General features: G+C 72.9%; 16 protein-coding genes and 1 tRNA gene. 9 read left to right on the plus strand and 8 right to left on the minus strand.

Annotated elements, in window-relative coordinates:
- Window positions 1–35: 35 nt before the first annotated feature.
- On the minus strand, window positions 36–1,619 hold the full coding sequence (locus tag ACSRUE_RS16725; protein WP_441291865.1) for a hypothetical protein: 1,584 nt from the start codon (window positions 1,617–1,619) through the stop codon (window positions 36–38).
- Window positions 1,620–1,686: 67 nt separating this feature from the next.
- A complete protein-coding gene (locus ACSRUE_RS16730) occupies window positions 1,687–2,787 on the minus strand; it encodes a PEGA domain-containing protein (protein WP_441291866.1) in 1,101 nt (366 codons plus the stop codon).
- A gap of 216 nt (window positions 2,788–3,003) precedes the next feature.
- Between ACSRUE_RS16730 and ACSRUE_RS16735 the strand changes: the two genes are divergently transcribed.
- The 4 genes from ACSRUE_RS16735 to ACSRUE_RS16750 all read left to right on the plus strand — a co-directional run bounded on the left by ACSRUE_RS16735 (window position 3,004) and on the right by ACSRUE_RS16750 (window position 6,914).
- On the plus strand, window positions 3,004–4,116 hold the full coding sequence (locus ACSRUE_RS16735; protein ID WP_441291867.1) for an RNA polymerase sigma factor: 1,113 nt from the start codon (window positions 3,004–3,006) through the stop codon (window positions 4,114–4,116).
- 611 nt (window positions 4,117–4,727) lie between these two features.
- A complete protein-coding gene (locus ACSRUE_RS16740; RefSeq protein ID WP_437765180.1) occupies window positions 4,728–5,291 on the plus strand; it encodes a sigma-70 family RNA polymerase sigma factor in 564 nt (187 codons plus the stop codon).
- A gap of 385 nt (window positions 5,292–5,676) precedes the next feature.
- Window positions 5,677–6,480, plus strand: coding sequence for a hypothetical protein (locus tag ACSRUE_RS16745; RefSeq protein ID WP_441291868.1), 804 nt, complete (start codon window positions 5,677–5,679; stop codon window positions 6,478–6,480).
- Window positions 6,477–6,914, plus strand: a complete 438-nt coding sequence (locus ACSRUE_RS16750) for a type II toxin-antitoxin system death-on-curing family toxin (RefSeq protein ID WP_441291869.1) — start codon at window positions 6,477–6,479, stop codon at window positions 6,912–6,914. Before ACSRUE_RS16745 ends, ACSRUE_RS16750 begins: the two co-directional genes overlap by 4 nt.
- Window positions 6,915–7,455: 541 nt before the next feature.
- Here ACSRUE_RS16750 and ACSRUE_RS16755 read toward each other — a convergent pair.
- Window positions 7,456–7,698, minus strand: a complete 243-nt coding sequence (locus ACSRUE_RS16755) for a hypothetical protein (protein WP_441291870.1) — start codon at window positions 7,696–7,698, stop codon at window positions 7,456–7,458.
- A gap of 1,046 nt (window positions 7,699–8,744) precedes the next feature.
- On the opposite strand from ACSRUE_RS16755, the gene ACSRUE_RS16760 reads away from it, so the two are divergent.
- On the plus strand, window positions 8,745–9,689 hold the full coding sequence (locus ACSRUE_RS16760) for a hypothetical protein (protein WP_441291871.1): 945 nt from the start codon (window positions 8,745–8,747) through the stop codon (window positions 9,687–9,689).
- A gap of 124 nt (window positions 9,690–9,813) precedes the next feature.
- Here the strand turns inward: ACSRUE_RS16760 and ACSRUE_RS16765 are convergent, their stop codons facing one another.
- Genes ACSRUE_RS16765 through ACSRUE_RS16775 form a run of 3 tightly spaced genes read right to left on the minus strand, consistent with a single transcriptional unit; the run spans window position 9,814 to window position 12,872 of the window.
- Entirely contained in the window at window positions 9,814–10,485 is a 672-nt protein-coding gene (locus ACSRUE_RS16765; RefSeq protein WP_441291872.1) for a hypothetical protein, read from the minus strand.
- Complete coding sequence (locus ACSRUE_RS16770; RefSeq protein ID WP_441291873.1) at window positions 10,482–11,417, minus strand: PEGA domain-containing protein; 936 nt, start codon at window positions 11,415–11,417, stop codon at window positions 10,482–10,484. The genes ACSRUE_RS16765 and ACSRUE_RS16770 overlap by 4 nt, the downstream gene beginning before the upstream one ends.
- A 15-nt stretch (window positions 11,418–11,432) precedes the next feature.
- A complete protein-coding gene (locus tag ACSRUE_RS16775; protein WP_441291874.1) occupies window positions 11,433–12,872 on the minus strand; it encodes a serine/threonine-protein kinase in 1,440 nt (479 codons plus the stop codon).
- Between the two features lie 465 nt (window positions 12,873–13,337).
- On the opposite strand from ACSRUE_RS16775, the gene ACSRUE_RS16780 reads away from it, so the two are divergent.
- From ACSRUE_RS16780 to ACSRUE_RS16795, 4 genes are all read left to right on the plus strand, one after another.
- Window positions 13,338–13,988, plus strand: coding sequence for an Isoquinoline 1-oxidoreductase subunit (locus ACSRUE_RS16780; protein WP_441291875.1), 651 nt, complete (start codon window positions 13,338–13,340; stop codon window positions 13,986–13,988).
- Entirely contained in the window at window positions 13,985–14,443 is a 459-nt protein-coding gene (locus tag ACSRUE_RS16785) for a (2Fe-2S)-binding protein (RefSeq protein WP_437765188.1), read from the plus strand. Before ACSRUE_RS16780 ends, ACSRUE_RS16785 begins: the two co-directional genes overlap by 4 nt.
- A 2-nt stretch (window positions 14,444–14,445) precedes the next feature.
- Window positions 14,446–16,716 (plus strand): molybdopterin cofactor-binding domain-containing protein, encoded by a 2,271-nt coding sequence (locus ACSRUE_RS16790; protein WP_441291876.1) that lies wholly within the window; start codon window positions 14,446–14,448, stop codon window positions 16,714–16,716.
- Between the two features lie 118 nt (window positions 16,717–16,834).
- On the plus strand, window positions 16,835–17,854 hold the full coding sequence (locus ACSRUE_RS16795) for a DUF2891 domain-containing protein (protein WP_441291877.1): 1,020 nt from the start codon (window positions 16,835–16,837) through the stop codon (window positions 17,852–17,854).
- 59 nt (window positions 17,855–17,913) lie between these two features.
- Here ACSRUE_RS16795 and ACSRUE_RS16800 read toward each other — a convergent pair.
- Window positions 17,914–17,988, minus strand: a tRNA-Gly gene (locus ACSRUE_RS16800).
- A 251-nt stretch (window positions 17,989–18,239) separates the two neighbouring features.
- Entirely contained in the window at window positions 18,240–19,877 is a 1,638-nt protein-coding gene (locus tag ACSRUE_RS16805; protein WP_441291878.1) for a sigma 54-interacting transcriptional regulator, read from the minus strand.
- Window positions 19,878–20,024 lie beyond the last annotated feature (147 nt).

Consider the following 20,024-nt stretch of genomic DNA (forward strand, 5'->3'; position numbering starts at 1 on the left):
TTCTTCTCTCTGCGCCCATCCCCGTGCGAAATCCCTCATTGGGGCGGCACAAGCAGCTCCGGGAACTCCCAGAGAACGGCGGTCTGGCCGTCCTCCCCTTTGGCGTTCGTGTCGATAGGATCGCCTCCGACTCCCCCGGCACCAGGGGCTCCCCAAGTCCAGTCGGCGCTCTCCGTGAGGTGAACGCTGCTGTCCACGCGCCCGACGATGACGGAAACGCCTCCGAGTCCTCCGCCGCCATCGCCGCCTTTGCCGCCATCGCCGCCCATCCCGCCCTCGCATGCACGGTAGCCCGTGCCTGCGATGGCTCCACGGGGACCCTCTGGCCCGCCGAAGCCACCGTCTTGCCCCCTCCCTCCATTGCCGCCGCGCCCCCCATCGCCGGTGATGATCTCGGTCTTGTCCACCAGGACGTGAGCATGCAAGGCGATGATGCCGAAGCTACCGCCCCCGTAGCCGCCGCCTCGGCCACCGCGCCCCCCGCAGCCGCCGCCCCCGCCCGAGCCGCCGGACGGTCCGCCCTGCGGATCCACCGGGCGGCACTTCCCGTTCGGTCCGACGCCGCCCCCGCCGCCGCCCCCCTGGCCGATCCCCCCGTTCTTGCCGTCCCGTCCCGAGAAGCCCTGCCAGCCGTGGGCGCTGATACTTCCGTACTTGAGCGGCTCGTCCACGCCCGTCCCTCCTCCGACTCCGTGCGCGCCGGACGCTCCAGCGCCGCCGTTCTCGCCGGGCGTGCAGGTCATCGGCCCGCCCTTTCCCCCTTCGCCGTTGTCGACTGAGTCAGGCCCCGGCGCCGGTACGCCTTGCTCGCCGTCGCCGCCCGCAGCGACGTCGCCGTCGCCGCCTTCGCCGCCGATCGACGTCGTCCCGTCCTCGCACACGGTCACCGCCGGCGGAGCGCCCTCGGTCCAGTCCGCCAGGCACCCGTCACCCCCCTTTTGGCCACCTGCCCCACTCGGCGCCTGGAAGGGCTGCGGAGCGCTCTCCCCATCCGCCCCATCGGCCCCGTTCCCCGCCAGGATCTCGCTCGACACCACCTCCACCGCGGCGCCCTCGCGCACGATCATCCCGATGGCCGACCCGCTCGGCCGCACCGCGTCCGCCGCCACGAGCCGCACGCCGAACACAGCCGACGTCATGCTCGCCTCGCGCGCCTCCACGACGAGCGGCACCCGCTCCGGCGCCGGCGCGATCCCGGTGAAGCGGTCCTTGCCGGCCCAGGTCCACGCCGCCGTGGCGCAGTCCCGGCCTCCCCAGATCGCGACGCCCGACGGCAGCGTGACCGCCTCCGCGAAGTCCTCCGCGCACGCGTACACCCGCCGCGTCCCCCCGGGCACGGACGCCTTCTCCACCGCGCGCTGCAGCGTCCTGACGGGCGCTCCCCTCGTCCCGTCGCTCGCGTCGTTTCCACCCCGCGCGACGAACACCCCGCACCCGTTCTTCGCCGGGCTCGTCGCGGGATCGCCGTCGCATGGCGAGGTCGGGGACGACGGCTCCGGGGGCGGCGGCTCATCGCACGTCTGCTCTTCCCAGCAATGGTCCCCCCCGTACATGCTGCACCCCGCGACGGCGCTGGCACCGCACGCGCACAGCGCGGCGACCGCGAGCGAAACCGACACCCTCCGCGCCGCCCGAGCCCACCTCATCGTCGCCTCCAAGCCCTCCATCCGGCCCCCGCAAGCCCTTTCACCACGCCCCGAACGCCACCACGCCGACCTGCTGCGCCGTCGTCACCGGGACGAGACGCAGCCCGCTCCGCGCCGGCGTCGATCGCAGGAACGAGAGGTCCACGAAGAAGGACGCGGCGGTCACGGCGCCGACCACGGCCCCCGTCGCGACCAGGGCGGTCCCGACGACGCCGGACCGATCGCGCTGCTCGCGCATCCAGCGTAGCTCCGGGCACACCGAGGGCTGCGGCGCTTCGCGGCACGCGCCCGAGGTCCACGCCGGATCGCGGTGGAGGCCGTCGATGCGCTCGCGGAGATCCCCGTCGAGGCGGTTCGCCCGGAGCATGAAGACCGCCCCCGCCGACACGGCGGCCGTCGTGACCGCGATGCCCGTGATCCGCAGCGTCCCCGGCCATGACGCCCAGGGCCCCGGCGCCGCCGGGGGCGCGGCCGAGGCCGCCGCCGGCTTGACCGGCTCGCTCCGCGCCGCGCCCGGATCCGGCGCGCGCGCGGGCGCGTCGGCCGCGCGCACGAGCTGCAGCGCTGCGCTGACCGTCTCCCCCGCATCGACCTCGACCCGCTGCGAGCCCTCCCCGTGCCCGGACAGCCGGGCCCGGAGCGTGTACGTCCCCGGCGCGACGAACAGCTCGTGGACCGTGGCGCCCGTGCCGACGGGCTCCCCGTCGAGGAGGATCTCGGCGTCGGGCGGGGAGGCCGCCACGTAGATCCTGCCGACGTGCTCGATCGCCCTGTTGAACGCCCGCGTGAACCTGTCGAGGAGCGCGCGACTCAGCGCGGCGTCCTGCTCGAGGCTCTTCCCCAGGTGCTCGGCGGCCTCCCGGTGCTTGCCCTGCTCCAGCTCGCAAAGCCCGAGATAGCCGAGCACCTCGGCCCGCTGCACCGCGGTCATTCCGGCGTCGGGCGCCGCCAGGACGGCTTCGAAGCTCGCTTCCGCCTCGGTCCACTTCCGTGCGCCGAAGGCAATCCGGGCCTTCTGGCGCGCCTTCATCGCTGCCGCGCTCTCGGTCGCCAGCGCAGGTGCAGCGCGCGCGAGCCCGATGCCGCTGCCCAGCACGCCGAGAAGGCAAATCCCGGACAGGGCCGAGCGCAAGAGCGTCACGCGGCCCACGTTATCAACGAGCCTGTCAGCCCAGCAAGCGCGCTTGGATACCGAGCGCGGCTTTTTTTGCATGATAAATCAGACGTCGCCTGCGCAATGATTCCACGGAGCCGTGGCCTTCTCGTTATCCCTCTGCGAACGCACCTTCGCGCACCGTTCTTCGTCGCACCGGTCGATTGGGTCACCTCTTTTCGCGCCTGAAGCATCTGGACGTGCATGGATGTGAGCACCTCGGCGAGCCTGGCCATCGCAGCCCCTGGCCCGCTTGCTTCCGACCGCTTCCGCCGGCTCGCGCGCGCCATGCGCGTGCCGGCTCAGGACGTCGACGACGTACTCCAGGACGCGTGGCTTCGCATCCTGGAGAACCGCGCGCGCATCGGCCTGGTGAGGGACGCCGCGGCGTATGTGGACCAGCTCGTCAGAAACGTGGTGCGCAGCAGCCGGCGGCGATCGCGCCGCCGGCACGAGGTGATCGCACCCCTCCAGGACGAGGATCCTTCGGACGAGCGGCCGGGCCCGGAAGCCTCCTTGATCGCCCGCCAGCGGGCTTCCGTCCTCTGGCGCTTCATCGACAAGCTCGACGACGCACGTCGCACGGTCTTCATCGAGCACGAGCTCCTGGGCCGGACGCTCGCCGAGATCGCCGGGGCGCACGCGCTCCCCGAGAACACCGTCAAGTCACGGCTCGCTGCCGCCTGGGACAGGATCGAGCAGGAGGTCGGGCGCTGGCAGGCGGCGCAGCACCGGCGCAGGCAGCCTGCGGTGCCGTGCTTCGTGCCCTTCTTCTCCGGTGCCTGGCTTCACGACGCCTTGCGCGGGCTTCGCCGGTTCAGGCTGCATGGGACGGCGGCAGCGGGGCTCGTGCTCGGGGCGGGCGCTGCCTGGCCCGGCCCAGCGGCCGGCTTTGCCGAAGCGCCCCTGCTCCCGACCTCGGAGCGCGCGCGGCCCGCGCTCGAGATGCCGGCGGCGCCTGCTGACCAGCGCGGCGTGGGGCCGGGCCGACCCGAGAGCGCGATCCGGCGAGAGGCCGTCACGGCCTCCGCCGTGTCCGCCCATCAGGGCAGCACCACGACGGCTCGCGTGGTCTCCGCCGCGGGCAAGGTGTCGCCCCGGGCGCACTCCGGCGCGGCGCATGCTCGGATCGATCCGATGCTCGAGCGCGCGCGAGCGATGCTCGAGCTCGGGACCACCGAGGGACAGCTCTCGGCGTGCCGTCTCCTGCACGAGCACCGCGAGCGTCGTGGTCGCGGAGAGCACGCCGCGGACCGCGACGCGCTCCTCCGGCGGGTTCGCTGCGAGCGCCACGGGTCGATCGGGGCGCAGAGGTGATCGCGTCGCGCGTGTCTCGAGATCGAAGAGCTGGGCAAGCCGATCTCCGGCCGAAGAGCCTGTCGATTGGCGGATCGGTCGAGTCTGAGGGGAGGCTGCCGGCAGCCCTGCCGGCAACGGAAGCGGGTGGTGCCCTAATTGGGCTTCCGCTGCCCTAGTTTGACTCCGGACCTCGCATGAGCGGCTAAGTTCTGCCGGAAGTAGTGCAGCCCGCGGTGATTCGCGTCGCCCGGGCAGCGTGGCCGAACCCCGATCCACGAGGTCCGACATGCTGACCGTAGTCCGTTCGCCTTCGGGCGAGCAAGAAAGCAAGAAGGCGAAGGTGCGCCCAAGCGCCGCCGCCTCTGCGTCACCCGTTCCCTCTCCGACATCGAGCGCATGCGGCTCCGCGCCGCCCTCCGCAACCTGCGCGGCCTGTACGGCACCTGGGCCTGCTTGGCCGAGGTCATGGGCATGCAGTCCCGCACGCTTCGCGCGATCGCCTCGGGCAAGTACGCCGGGTCGCCCGGCACCGCCATGAGTGCCGCACGTGCGGCTGGAACCACCATCGAGCGGCTCTTGGGCCGCCCCGTGGCCGCCGATCGCTGCCCGAACTGCGGCCGAGGTGCCCCATGACCTGGCGGGGCCCGCACGTTGGCCCCGCTCGCGTCCTGAACATCGCCGAGATCGCCGCGCAGGAGCCGTTCATCCGGAGCGTCCTGCGCGGCCTCGGTGTGCCCGCCGTCGACGTTGGCGACGTGCTCCAGGACGTGATGCTCGGTGCATGGGCGAGCTCCCAGGCCGGGCGCTACAGACCGGACCCTGTGCGCGAGCCCCTGGACGCGCTCAAGCGCTGGCTCTTCGGCGTGTGCAGGTTCCACTGCACCCACTACCACGAGCGGGCGTTCCGACGTCGGGAGGTACCGGTCGCCGACCCGTGGGCGGCCACGGGCGAGGAGCGCGTCGACCCCTGGCACGTCGGCGAACGCATCGACGCTGCCGAGGCGCTCATGGCGATCGCCGCGATGCCGCTCTGGGCCCGCGAAGAGCTCGTCTTGGCCGCGCTCGGCCACGGCGGCACCGAGATCGCGGACATACTGGGCATCCCGCTCGGGACGGCGGGCAGTCGCCTGCGGCTCGCACGGGCCCGCCTCGCTCGCAAGCTCCGAAGGCGCCGAGGAACAAGCCCGCCCTGACCAAAGCGGATCTGACCCACGTCTCGGAGAAGCTGCGCATCTTCGATGCCTGCCGCGGTGGGTGCCCGTGGAACCGCGACCGGCTTTGGGCCGCCGCGCTCGACGCCCAGATGAGCGCGAGAACACGAGCCGAACGCGAGGCCGTTGCAGAGCCCCGCGGCGCCTTGCAGATCCTCGACGCCATCAAGCGGCGCTTCGTCAGCAAGTAGCTGCCGTCCCCGGGCCTCGACGGCCACGGGAAACCATCCAGGCCACGACGAAGATCCCCCGGGCGAAGCATCGCGTAAGATCGCCGCGCAGGCTCAGCAAGAGGACCGCGGGCGCGTCGCTGCGCTCAAAGGCCCCCGGCTTGACGCCGGGTGCCTGCTCGGCCAGCGTGCACCCCATGGGCGTCAAGCTGAAAGTCACCTTCGACGGGGACGAGCCTGGGCTGGCGCAGCACCGCCTGAGCCTCTCGTCCTTCGGGGAGTCCCTCAAGCTCCTGCTGTCCGCGCTTCAGCGGACGGCATCGGGGATCCTTGCGTCCGCGCTGGATGATACGGAATACGGCACCAAAGGGGGCCGGCTAGCCGCCGAGGCCAAGCTGCTGGACCTCGAGCTCGCTTCCATCGAGCAAGGATCCGCCGCGCCGACCTTCGTGTGCGTGGCCAGGCCAGGATCTCAGCTGCACCTACAGAGCTTCGACACGTTCGGCGAGCAGACTGTCCAGCGTCTGGTCCAGGATCTAGACGCCGAGCGCCAGGGTAGGCCGGCCAACGCCTCCGTGCGTCGATACCTTCGGTCGCTGCCGGCAGGCGTACGCGCTCAGCGCTACACGGCCTGGACCAATGGAACGGTGCTCGCTGATGTACAATTCGGTGAGCTATCGTTGTTAGAGGTTCCAGCCCAAGGCGCTCGTCTGGTCAAACTTCTTGGCCGGATCTTGAGCGTCGGGTTCGACCCTGGCGCAAGCTACATTACCCTGAAGACGAGCAGCCGCACTGTGCGGTGCTCGGCGTCGTCGGAGCAGGTAGAGCGCGCACTTCCGCTGCGTCACAAGGACGTGGCTGCCGCTGTCCTCGACGGGCAGAAGCCATCTCTGGTCTGGATTCTAGATGCGGCAACCCCACCACCCCGCGTACCGATCGAGAGCACGATAGAGCACCTGCGCACGAATTGGGCGGAGACAATGAGGATCCTTGCCCAATGAACGATGATTTGAGCTGGGCCTTCGTGGAGGTCGAAGACGTGCTTCACTTGCACGCGGCCGCTATCCGCCACTATGGCGGGGATCAATCCATTGCACCAAAGGCTGGGTGCGTTGAAGGAAGCATCGGGGGCGCTGTCACCGCTTCGATGTACGTGGCGGAGGACGGAGAGCCCGATCTGCTCGTCGCTGTCGCCTATCTGCTCGTGTACCTCGCCAAGAACCACTGTTTCGTGGACGGGAACAAGCGCGTCGCCTGGAGTGCCCTATTACGTGTCCTAGATGCAAACGGCATCCAGATTATAGCGAAACAGGATGAAGCAGCGGCGTTGGTCAACGACGTGGCAAGCGGCGTCATTGATGCGCATGGTGTTTTGAACTGGCTCTCGTCGCCGAACCGGATTGGAGCCGCCCCTGGATGGGCAGATACCACCTGAATCTCCGTCAGGTGACCATTGCTCTGCTGCTAGAACATCCCGGCAGCGGTTTCCGGCCGAGAAACCGAAACATCACTCGGATTCGCTGAACAAGCTCAGCTCTACCATCCTGCGCGGCCCTGGCGCTGGCGGCGGCTCGGACGGCGGCGGTGGCTCCGGCTCCGGATGGGCCGCCGTGCGCGCCGCGGGTGGCGGCTGCGGTGTGGACGGCGTCGACGGGGTACCACCGCCCGAGACGAGCCGGAGCCACCCTGCCCCCGTCTTGAGCTGCCGGACCCGCCCTGTCTGCGCCGGCAGGGTGAGCGCCTGCGGGACGGGCGGCGCGGCGGCAGGTTCCGCCAGCGCGGCCCGGATCAGATCCTCGACCGACCAGAGCTCCGAGACGACTGCAAGGTAGCACGGAAAGCCTATGTTTCTCGGCGTTTCTGCGCGGATAGGACAGTATCCGTCATAGCCGACGCGCGCGATTACAACCTGTTTAACGGCCCTTTCGCGTCATGGCGCGCGAGCGCTGACGGGCTACGCAACGCGCGTAGCGGCGTCAGCACTGGCCCGTGGCGGTTCGGAGGTCCGCCTCGATCACGGCGTTGTCGCCATCCCGATCGGTGATGCGCACGCGGAGGCAGCTCGCCTTCAGCGCTCGATCGATCCAAGCGTCGAGACTTTCGCCGTCGAGCTTCTCCCCGTCGTACGGTTCGAGGCTGACCGGGCCGATGTAGACCCACCCGAGGAACCTATTCCCGTGCTCGTCCAGAAGCCAGCGGCCGACGAGCTTCGCTTGCATCGTCGGCACGACGGGTGGGCGTGCCGTCCGGTCGATGCGAACGCTGCTGTTGAGTTGGGGGGGAACTCCTCGCCTTCTCGCGTCGGCGGTCGGTGGACTTCCGTCTTGAGAGCTTCGTCGAGCAAGTCGGGATCAGGTGTATCGATGGGTTCCATGGCGCAGGTCTCCGTCGCAGCGCCATGCCGCAGGGGCATGGCGGGGTAGAGCGCTCGCGAGTCAGGGTGGAAGCGCGTCTTCCACCTTGGGCGTAAAGGCGCAGCCGTGCCCTCCAACAAGCGCGTCGCGAACACGGCGCGTGATCGGGTGCCCCGCGGTGCGAGAACCCCCGGCGCGCCGGGCTCTGGGGAATCATGGATCGCCGCGGATGAAGGTCAAGATCGCGGCCGACAAAAATCAAACGATTTCAGGTAGATACAACTACGATCGTAGAGCTCCGGCAATCCGATGCGTGCAAATGGCCGTCGAATGTGCGTGCAAGCGCTCGAAGCGCCGGCACGCGCGGGCAACGGTGGTGTGGGCGGGGGGGGCGATGGCGCGCGGGCCATGGAGCAGCCGGACCCCCCGCGCTTTCGGCGAGGTGGTCGCAGTTGGATCGGGGTGGTCGCGTTTCAGGCAAACGCGACCACTACCCGGAAACGGTCTTGGGGAGGCTGCCGGCAGCCCTGCCGGCAACGGAGACGGTCGGCCGCGAACCGCCACACGTGGATGGCACGGTGCGTGCCGACATGCGTGCTGACAGCTACCAGACGCCGTGACGAGAGCAGCACACTCCACGCCACCCCGCCGCGCGCCGGGCACATGACACCTTCAGGCGACTTCTCGCGAGCCTCGCGGGGCCCAGACCATGACGCAAGATCGCGACGAGGGCGGCACGCCGTCGGAAAATCAGCCGGCATGTCGATTGACGGGTGCGCGGGGGTGGTTTCCCTGCCCGGAACGTTCGGCGTGCGCCTGACGTTCTCAACACGTCCAGCGCGCGGGGGTGGAGCGCGTCGTACCTGTTCTCCGCTGCTCCGCGACGACGAACAACGAGAGGTCATCCCCTCATGACGAAGCCTTCTCCGCTCAAGAAGAAGCCCGCTCCCAAGAAGCCCGCGGCCCCGCCCCAGGCGGCGGCGGCGTTCGACAAGATCCTGCCCGAGATCGAGGCGCTGAGCCCGGATCGGCTGATCGCCATCAACCTCGATATTCCCCGGGTCGTCTCCCAGGTGCTGGGCGTGCTGCCCGGCCTCCTCGCGCTGCGCTCCGCCATCGTGGAGCACGTGCCGACGCACGATGTCGCGTTGCTCGACCGGCTCGAGACCTACGCGCTGGCCGCGTGGTACGCGCACCTCGCGTGGCTGTCGAGCGGAGGCGCCGAGAACGCGCTGAAACCGCTGCTCGCGGAGGCGGCGCCGCTGCGCGAGAACCTGCTGAGCGACGCCGAGGCGCTGGCCCGGCGCGTCCTGCTCGACGCGGACACGGTCGCGGAGATCCGCGCGGGGCTGGGGCACATCGACACGGCGAACGACCTGGTCGCGCTCTCGGCGCTGTTCACTGCGAGCTGGGCGGAGGTCGCCAACAAGACGGCGGCGACCGAGGAGGAGGTGAGGCGCGCCGGGGAGATCGGGCCGCAGCTGCTCGCGGCCCTCGGCGTGCGGGAGCACGGCAAAGGCCCCGGGCCGACCGAGGCCGCGGACAGGAGGGCGCGGGCGTTCTCGCTGCTCGTCCACGCCTACGACCAGACCCGCCGCGCCGTCGCGTACCTGCGCTGGGACGAGGAGGACGCCGATACGATCGCCCCCTCTCTCTACAAGGGCCGCACCGACCGCGCGACGGCGCACAGCGACACCGTCGCCGCCCCGGGCGACGAGGCGCCGGCTGAACCGGCGGCGCCCGGCGCTGCGACCCCCGCAGCGCCGAACGGCACGGCGGCGCCTGCTGCGCTGAACGGCGCGGCAGCGCCCGCGGTGCCCGGCGCCGCACCGAACGGCACGGCGCCTACCGGCTAGACACCGCCGCCCGCCTCCGCGGCGAGCGCTTCCCGCTCCCAAGGATCGGCTGCCCAGGCGAACGCACCGGCGGAGAGCAGGCAGACTCCCCCGCTTGCGGTGCTGTTCTCGAGGCGGGATCGAGCTAGTGGCTATCCACACACGCCGGCTTGGGGCAGCGGCCTTCCAGGATGTCGCGGCACACCTTGTCGCGCGCCTTCTTGTCGACTGCTCCGAGCGCGGCGTAGATCTGCTGCGTGCTGCACCCGAGCGACCCCTCGACCGCGAGCGAGCCGCACGCCTCGAACACCTGCGGCGCCGGCAAGGCCGCGCAGAGGGCCTCGCAGGCCGCGATGTCCGCGAGCTCCATCGGGCACACGGCCGCGTAGAGCGTGCACATCGCCTCGCACCGCCCGACGCACCCGGCGCCGCCCTCCGGGCCGAGCGGCCCGGCCGCGGTGCAGCCGGCGGGATCGCCGGTCTCCGGCGCGCGGCACCCGGCATAACCGCCGGGCGACGGCATCACCTCGCAGACGGTGCAGCACGCCTCGACCGACGGGTACTGCGGCGTGAGCTCGCAGAGATCCATCGATCGGGCGCAGTGGGCCGAGCACGCGGCGATCTCGCACGGGCCGGCCTCCTGCGCGGGCGGAGCCCAGCTCTCCGGGCTCCCATCGCCGGCGTCGCCCGCGCCGCTGTCGATGCCGTCGCCCTCGGCCGAGGTGGCGCCGTCCTCGCCGTCGGGCAGCGGGGCGACGACCTGACACCCGGCGACCCACGCGGCGAACGCGCAGGCGGCAGCGCGGCGCGCCCTCACAGCGTCCCTCGCATGCTGATGTAGCCCGGACCGACCGCCCAGGTGACGCTCGAGGCCGGGGCCTTCGAGCGCTCCAGGCCGAGGGTGATGCCGCCGACGGCCGCGCCGGCGATGGCGAGGCCGAACCCCACGTTCGAGACCCAACCCAGGGCGTTCGCGTCGCCTCGCGCATCTGCGGAGCAACCCGAGGCGCCCTGCCGGCACGCCTCGGCGAGGTCGTTCCTCGCGCTCAGGTAGGCCGCGCCCACGCCGAGCCCCACCGCCAGGCCGGCGCCCGAGGCCACGAACCCGCCGATGGCCCACGGCGAGACGCCGTCCGGGCGGGGCGCCGGGGTGAGGGTGACGTCGATCGCCGTGATCTCCCGCTCCGGGACGTAGACCCGCTGCCGGGCGCCGGCGTAGCCGTCGGCCTCGACCTCGACCCAGTGGTTGCCGGGATCGATCAAGGTCCCCTCCGAGGAGACCTTCACCTCCTGGCCGTCGATCCTGAGCCTGGCCCCGGCGGGGCTCGGCACGAGCCGCACCTTCAGCCGGGGGATGCGGTCGTCGAGCTCGTCGCGCAGGGCGCCGGCGCGGCGCCGCGCCTGCATGAACGGCCAGGGCTCCCCGGGGAGCGCGCGCGACGAGGCGATCGTGGCCGCGAGCTCGCGCGCCTCGCTGAGCCGGCCGATCGCGGCGAGCGCCTTCGCCACCTCGATGGAGGTCGAGGGCACGCGGACGAGCTGCTCGGCGCGCTGGTAGGCGCGGAGCGCCTCCGCGTACCTCCTCAGGATGAACAGCTCGTCGCCCAGGTACACGAGCTCCCGGGCGTCGCGCCGCGCCTTCTCGTCCGCGGCGCCGCCGGCGGTGTCCGCCGTGTCGCCGGCGAGCGCCGGCGGCGACGCGAGGATCAGGCTGGTGATCATCAGCAGCGTGCTGGGCCGGGGGCGCATGGGTCTCCTCTCCTGTCAGAAGCCGAGATCGCGGCGCCAGCGCGTGCGCGTCGCGACCGTCTTGACCGGCGTCGCGGCCGGCGCGGCGAGCGCCGCCGGCAGGGCGCTCCGGGCGCCAGACACGGCCGGCACCCTGGCGTCGGCGGCCGCCCGGGTCGCAGGCCGCGCCGTGGCCGCAGCCTGCGCCGTGGCCGCAGCCCGCGCCTCGGCCTGGTGTGGCCCGGCGTCGTCCTGCGCCGTGGCCGCAGCCTGCGCCTCGACCTGCGGCGCCGTGGCCACGGCCCGCGCCTCGGGCAGCGGCCCGCTCGTCGCGCACTGGGCCGCGGGCTCGACGGCGGGGGCGGCGCGCCCGGGCGCGCCGCCGGCGACCATCGCGAGCGACGCGGTCTGCGCTGCCGGCGCGGTCCGGGCGACGCCGGAGGCCCCCGCCCACGCCAGGGTGCTGAGGCCCATGACGGCGCCCGCGGCCAGGGCCCAGGTGCGCGCCCGCGCCCGCTGCCGGGGCGAGCTCGCGCCCAGCGTGCCGAACGGCAGGAGCGTGGTCACGAGCGACGAGAAGCCCTCGCCCGAGCCGAGGGCCTCGCGCGGGGGCATGAGCTCGGTCTGGGCGGGCCGCGCGGCGCGCGGGGCGGCGACGGCTGCGTCCAGCGCCTCGAGGACGGCGCGCGCGCTCCGGGCGCGGCGCGCCGGGTCGGGCTCGAGCAGCGAGAGGACCCAGGCGTCGATCGCGGGCGGCACATCCGGGGCGAGCCGGGACGGCGGCGGGGGCGGCCCGCGGTCGATCGCCACGGCCACCGCGGCGACGGTGGCGCCGCCGAAGGGGATCTGCCCGGTCAAGCAGAAGTAGGCAACGACGCCGAGGGCCCAGAGATCGCTGTGCGGTCCGACCCGCGCGCCGCCCGCCATCTGCTCGGGCGACATGAAGTGCGGCGTCCCCAGGATGGCGCCCGTGACGGTGAGCCGCTCGGCCTCGTCGGCGGTGTTCTTGGCGATGCCGAAGTCGAGCACCTTCACGAAGGGCTCCCCCTCGCCGTCCACGAGGAAGATGTTCTCGGGCTTGATGTCGCGGTGAACGATCCCCGCCTCGTGCGCCCTGGCCAGCGCGGCGCAGAGCTGGCGGAGGATGGACACGGTCTCCTCGAGCGAGAGCCGCCGGCGGCGCTCGACCCGATCTTGCAGCGTCTGCCCCTCCAGGTGCTCCATCACGATGTAGGGGACCCCCTGGTCGGTGAAGCTCACATCGAACACGCGCACCACGTGCGGGCTCTGGATGCGGGCCGCGGCCTCGGCCTCCCGGTGGAGGCGCACGACGGCCAGCGGGTGGTCCATGTACATGTCGCGGAGGAACTTCACCGCGACATGGGTCCTGAGCGCGACGTGCTCGGCGAGCCAGACGCTCCCCATCCCTCCCTGGCCGAGCGCGCGGATCAGCCGGAGCTGAGAGCCCACGTGCATCCCCGGCAGCGGCCCGCGCTCCGAGCTCGACGCGGTGTGGCAGCCTGCCTCAGCTGGGGCGATCAGGCAGGGCGATGGCTGGGTGGCCTCGCCTATTCCTAACGTCTTGCTCATGCCGGAGCTGGCTTGCACGCCGCGAGCCATCGCTCCGGCCGAAGGGTTGCGGGGACATGCGCCGGCGTGGGGGTGTCCCGTCGTGGCGTGGAGCCGCGCTGCGCAGCGCCCTCGTGACAGTTCGCTACAGGCGCGGTCGCGGCTGCGGCGCGCGCTGTCGACACCGGCTCACGGACGGTTCACGGCCTCCGTCGGCGCGCGCTCCACGCGGCGCCCTGTCGCCGGAAACCGTGACGTAACACGAACGGCGCTGTCAGTGGACGTCAGTGGACGCGGCGGGGGACGCGCCGAGGGCGCAGGTCGAATCAGGGCTTGTCGTCCGCGCGCCGAGTCACCAGGGTAGGCCCGGCGATGCAGCCTCTCCTCCTCTGTTCCCTGCTGGCTGGCGTCGGCCTCCTCGCCGCGGCGTGCGACTCGCGTCCCGCGGAGGCGCCCAGGCCGGTCATTCTTCCGCCCGTCGCCCCGGGCGAGCTCCGCAGTCCGGAGGCGTTCGCGGCGATCCGGGACGACGACGCGCGCGCGGCCTCGCTCTTCCTCGAGGCGAGCAAGGTGCTGCTCCACCCGCGCTGCGTGAACTGCCACCCTCACGACGGCGTCCCGCGCCAGGGCGACGCCGGCGAGCGCCACAGCCCGCCGGCCGAGCGCGGTCCGAACGATCGCGGGGTGGCGGCGATGGAGTGCACGTCGTGCCATCAGGCGCAGAACCTCGAGCTCGCCCGCGTCCCCGGGGCGCCGGGCTGGCACCTCGCGCCGGCGGAGATGGCGTGGCTCGGGCGGTCGCCGGCGGCGATCTGCGCGCAGATCAAGGATCCGGCGCGCAACGGCAAGAAGACGCTCGCGCAGATCGTCGAGCACTCCAACCGCGACGAGCTCGTGGCGTGGGGGTGGGCGCCCGGCCACGGCCGCACGAAGGCGCCCGGCTCGCAGGCGGCCTTCGGCGCGCTCGTCGACGCGTGGGTGAAGGCGGGCGCGGCGTGCCCGCCCGAGGAGTCCCGACCATGATCATCCTGAAGGTGAACGGCGCGGAGCAGAAGCTCGACGTGGATCCGGACATGCCGCTCCTCTGGGTGCTGCGCGACGTACTCGGCCTCACGGGGACGAAGTACGGCTGCGGCCAGGCGCTCTGCGGGGCGTGCGTGGTGCACCTCGACGGCGAGACGGTGCGCGCCTGCGTGACGCCGGTGAAGCGCGCCGCGGGCGGCTCGGTGACGACGATCGAGGGGCTCAGCCCCGCCGGCGATCACCCGCTCCAGCGCGCGTGGGTGGAGCTCGGCGTCCCGCAGTGCGGCTTCTGCCAGGCGGGGCAGATCATGAGCGCGGCCGCGCTCCTGCGGAAGAACCCGCGGCCCTCGAACGACGACATCGACAGGTCGCTCGCCGGCAACATCTGCCGGTGCGGCACGTACACGCGCATCCGCGCCGCGGTCCGCAAGGCCGCCGGCCTTCCCACGGAGTGAAGATGGAACAGCAACGGGTCGTCCTCCTCCGCCGCTCCTTCCTCGCGGGGCTCGGGCTCGCGGTGGGCGGGCTCGCGCTCGGGGTCGCCGAGGCCGCGCCGCCCGCGCCGGCTGTGCCGCCCACGCCCAGCGGCGCGCAGGCGCAGCCGGGGCTCCGGACCGGGGTGTTCCTCCACATCGCGCCCGACGGGACGGTGTCGATCGTCTGCCACCGGTCGGAGATGGGGCAGGGGATCCGCAGCTCGCTGCCGGTCCTCGTCGCCGACGAGCTCGGCGCGGACATGGCGCGGGTCAAGATCGTGCAAGCCGACGGCGACAAGGTTTACGGCGATCAGAACACCGACGGCTCGCGCAGCGTGCGCGGCGGCTACGAGCCGATGCGGCGCGTGGGCGCGACCGCGCGCGCGATGCTCGTCGCGGCCGCGGCCCGGAAGTGGCGCGTCCCCGCCGCGGAGTGCGTCGCCCAGCAGCACGCGGTCCACCACGCGAAGTCGAAGCGCTCGCTGGACTTCCGCGAGCTCGTGGCCGACGCGGCGAAGCTCCCGGTGCCCGACGCGGAGTCGGTCGCGCTCCGCCCCGCCTCGGAGCTCGAGCGCGTCGGCGGCCCGCTCCCGCTGCTCGACGGCCCGGCCCTCGTCACGGGCGCGGCCCAGTTCGGCGCGGACGTGCGCCTGCCCGGCATGCTCACCGCGGTCATCGCGCACCCGCCGGTCGTGGGGGGCAAGGTCGTGCGGTACGACGGAGCCCGCGCGCTGGCGGTCCCGGGCGTGAAGAAGCTCGTGGAGCTGCCGGCGCCGAAGGGCGGCGGGGTGGGGTTCCAGCCGCTCGGGGGCGTGGCGGTCGTGGCGGACACGACGTGGGCCGCGATGCGCGGCCGCGCGGCGCTGGAGATCGTGTGGGATCACGGCGCGAACGCGTCGTACGACTCGGCGAGCTACCGCGAGGCGCTCTCGCGCGCGGTGCGCGCGCCGGGCAAGGTCGTGCGCAAGGTCGGCGATGTCGACGGGGCGCTCAAGGCGGCGGCGCGCACGGTCGAGGCCGAGTACTACGTGCCTCACCTCGCGCATGTGGCCATGGAGCCGCCCGCGGCCGTGGCGAAGGTCGACGCGGGCGGCTGCGAGGTGTGGGCGCCGACGCAGAACCCGCAGGCGGCGCGCACCGAGGTGGCGCGGGCGCTCGGCGTCGACGAGGCCAAGGTCACCGTGCACGTGACGTTCCTCGGCGGCGGCTTCGGCCGGAAGTCCAAGCCGGACTACGTCGCCGAGGCGGCGCTGCTCGCGCGCGAGCTGGGCGCGCCGGTGCGCGTGCAGTGGACCCGCGAGGACGACGTGCAGAGCGGCTACTTCCACAGCGTCAGCGCGCAGCGCCTCACGGCGGGGCTCGACGCGAGCGGCAAGGTGACGGCGTGGCTGCACCGGACGGCGTTTCCGCCGATCCCGTCGACGTTCGACGCGAAGGTGAAGACCCCGAGCGACAACGAGCTCGGCCTCGGCGTGCTCGATCTCGCGCTCGCGGCCCCGAACGTCCGCGCCGAGGCGTGCGACGCGCCGGCGCACGTCCGGATCGGGTGGCTCCGGTCGGTCTGCAACATCTTCCACGCCTTCGCGGTGCAGAGCTTCATCGACGAGATCGCGCACGCGCGGCAGGCGGATCCGCGCGAGGTGCTGCTCGAGGTGCTCGGCCCTGCCCGGAAGGCGACGCCCGCCGAGCTGGGGGTCGACAAGGTCCCGAACTACGGGGCGTCGATCGAGCAGCACCCGGTCGACGTGGGCCGCCTCCGGCACGTCATCGAGCGGGTGACGGAGCTCTCGGGGTGGGACGCCGCGCGCAAGGCGGGCCGCGCGCTGGGCCTCGCCGCGCACCGGAGCTTCCTCACGTACGTGGCGGTCGTCGCCGCGGTCTCGAAGGACGCGCTCGGCAAGGTGAAGGTCGACGAGGTGTGGCTCGTCGCGGACCCCGGCACGGTCATCAACCTGGACCGCGTGCGCGCGCAGATGGAAGGCGCGGTGGTCTTCGGGATGAGCATCGCGCTCCACGGCGCCATCACGATGAAGGGCGGCGCGGTCGAGCAGACGAACTTCCGCGACTACCCGGTGGTGCGGAGCCCGGAGGTGCCGGCGCGGATCCACGTGGAGATCGTGAAGAGCGACGCCCCGCCCGGGGGCGTCGGGGAGCCCGGGGTGCCGCCTGTCGCGCCCGCGATCGCGAACGCGGTCTTCGCCTTGACGAAGACGCGCGCCCGGGAGCTCCCGCTGCGGCGCCTGGGGCTGTGACGGCGCTTCGGGCCGGGCAGCGCGCCGCTGCTCACGATGTCCCCGTTTCGCCCTGCCGTCGATAGATGTCCCTGACGTGATGTACCTGCTCGTCTTCCGGCGCTGAGGTCGCCATCGCATGACGCACGCCCTGACACCGGACATCGCCTCGCGTCTCGCCGCCATCGCGCTCGGGCACGTGACGCGGGAGTATCCGAACAAGCTCGATCACGTCATGGCCGGCCCCGAGGACGTGAAGGGCCCGCGCGACCTTCACCCCATCTTCTACGGCAGCTTCGACTGGCACTCGTGCGTTCATGGCCACTGGCTCTTCGCGCGGATCCACCGCCTCTTCCCCGGCGTGCCCGGCGCCGCGCCGGTCCGCGGGCTGCTCGACGCGCAGCTCACGGGCGAGAAGGTCGCCGGCGAGCTGGCCTATCTGCAGCGGCCGTCGAGCCGCGGCTTCGAGCGGCCTTACGGGTGGGCGTGGCTGCTGATGCTGGCGGCCGAGCTCTCGCGGTACGAGACCGAGGAGGGGCGGCGCTGGGCGGCCGCGCTGGCCCCGCTCGGTGACGCGTTCGCCGGGCGGCTCCTCGAGTACCTGCCCAGGGCCACGTATCCGGTCCGCGCCGGCGCGCACACGAACAGCGCCTTCGCGCTCGCGCTCGCGCAGGAGTACGCCGCCGTGAAGCGCGATGAGCGGCTGTCGCTGCGCTGCGCCGAGGCCGCGCGCGCCTGGTACGGCCGCGACGCGGACTGCCAGGCGTGGGAGCCCTCGCAGGACGATTTCCTCTCGCCCGCCCTCGTGGAGGCCGAGTGCATGCGCCGGGCCCTGCCCGGACCGGAGTTCCGCGGCTGGTTCGCGCGGTTCCTGCCGCGGGCGGCGCGCGGCGAGCCAGCGACCCTGTTCGAGCCCGCGACGGTCAGCGATCGCAGCGACGGCAAGATCGCCCACCTCGACGGGCTCAACCTGAGCCGCGCCTGGTGCTGGCGCTCGCTCGCCGCGGCGCTGCCCGAAGGGGACGCGGTCCGCGCCCGCGCCCTCGACGCGGCGGAGCGGCACCTCGACGCCAGCCTGCCGCACGTCGCCGGCGACTACATGGGCGAGCACTGGCTGGCGAGCTTCGCCCTCCTCGCGCTGGGCGAGGGCGTTGATTGACGCGTCACGGGGCCGCGGAGCGGTGCTCAGCGGCGTCCGGTGTTGCAGCGTCTATGTCGTGGAGCGGGAGACGGGATTTGAACCCGCGACGTCAACCTTGGCAAGGTTGCACTCTACCACTGAGTTACTCCCGCAAACGGCGATCCCATCGATCAGGAAATCTCATTCCTGTGCGCATGTCAGCGAGGAGGCTGAGCACGCCGGGACATCCTTGGAGGTCGTCTCCGTCGATGGGGGCGGAGGAGTACCAACCGACGTCGCCCTAGTCAAGTACCGATGTGCGTGGTCGTGGCGCTTCTCACGGACGGAGATCCAGGCGCCGTGGTTTTCCGGGTTCCGGCACCGGCGGGGCCCGGTTGTCGTCGGGGGGACACCTCGCCCACCACTATCCCTTGCCGCGGGCGTACCTCCTGAGCTTCCGGTAGAGCGTCGACGCGCCGATCCCGAGCTCCGCGGCGGCGCGGGCCTGGTTGCCGCCGTGCCGCTCGAGCGCCGCGAGGATCGCTCGCCGCTCGACGCCCTCCAGCGTCCGCGCGGCCGGCTGCTCGCCCGCCTCGCCGCCGGCCGGCACGGCGCCGCGGACGTCGTCCGGAAGGTCCTCCAGATCGGCGGCGCCTCCCTGCGCCAGGGCGACCGCGTGCTCCACGGCGTTCTCCAGCTCGCGCACATTGCCGGGCCACCCGTGGCGCTCCAGCGCGCCTTCGGCCTCCGGCGTGAAGCGCGCGACGGGGCGATCGAGCCGTCGCGACGCCGCCCCGAGCAGCGCCCGCGCGAGCGGCAGGATGTCCTCCCGGCGCTCGCGGAGCGGCGGAAGGCGGATCTCGATGACCCGCAACCGGTAGTAGAGGTCCCGCCGGAAGCGGCCCGCCGCGACGTCGGCCGCGAGATCGCGGTTCGTCGCCGCGAGGATCCGGGCGTCGACGGGGCGGCTCGCGTTCTCGCCGACGCGGCGCACCTGCCGCTCCTGGAGCGCGCGGAGGACCTTCGCCTGCACCCCGGGCGGGGCCTCGCCGACCTCGTCGAGCAGCAGCGTGCCCCCGCGCGCCGCCTCGAACAGTCCGGCGCGGTCGTGGGTCGCGCCGGTGAACGCGCCGCGCGCGTGCCCGAAGAGCTCGCTCTCCAGCAGCGTCTCGGTGATCGCCGCGCAGTTGACCGCGACGAACGGGCCCGCGGCGCGCGTCGACGCGCCGTGGATGAGCCGCGCCACCCGCTCTTTCCCGGCGCCGCTCTCGCCCGTGAGCAGGATCGTCGAGTCCACCGGCGCGACCCGCCGCGCGCGGTCGAGGGCCCGCTGCATCGCCGGGCTCTCCGCGACGAGCGGGGTCGGCGGCTCGCCCCGCGGCGCGGCGAGGGGCAGGGCGCTCGCCCTCGCGCCGAGCGCGCGCCCCGTCGCCCTCCGCAGCGGCGCGGGCTGCGCGGCCTCGCCGAGCGACGGGTCGAGCGCGCTCTCGCGGAAGAACGGCAGGTGCTCCTCGAGCGCGCCGCCCCACGCGGCGCGCGTCCGTCCCTGGAAGTGGCAGACGTCGTCGCCTCGGGCGATGCACCGATCCTCGATGACGTAGACCGCCTCGCCCGTCGCCCGGGTCATGTAGCCGCTCGCGATGCCGGCGAGCATCCAGCAGACCGGCTCGTCCGCGCGGCCGAGGTGCAGGAGGTGCTGCTCGGCCTCGTACGACGAGAGGAGCGTGGCGCCGCGCGAGGCGAGGGGCGTCGTGTCCCCGGGGGCGAGCCGGATGAAGCCTTGCAGCGTGTGGAGCAGGGCGCCTGCGCCGTGCAGCTCGGCCTCGCTGTCCCAGGCGAGCCGGGACGTCATCGCCTCCGCCATCCTGGCGCCGTGCTCGACGCCGAAGCGCGTGAGCACGGCGCGCGCCCCCGCGTACCCCGCGAGCCGGACGAGCTCCTCGCGCAGCGTCCCGAGCGCCCCGGCGTCGAGGATGACCGCGCGCTCCCCGGCGAAGCGGACGACGCCGCCGCGCGCGTCGACGTCGAGCAGCTTCCGGATGTCGAGATCGGCTGCGCGCATGGGACGACCTTTCAGGGCGACAGGAGCGACCGGTCACCCTGACCGGCGGGCTCGCGAGGCGCCACGGACGAGCCCCGGATCTCCCGTGGAAAGCGGCCTCTCCCGCGCGGGCCCGGCGTGTGCTCGGGGCCGTCGCGGGAGGTCTCT

This window comes from Sorangium sp. KYC3313 (assembly GCF_052075895.1).
In the GTDB taxonomy this organism is placed as follows: domain Bacteria; phylum Myxococcota_A; class Polyangia; order Polyangiales; family Polyangiaceae; genus Sorangium; species Sorangium cellulosum_B.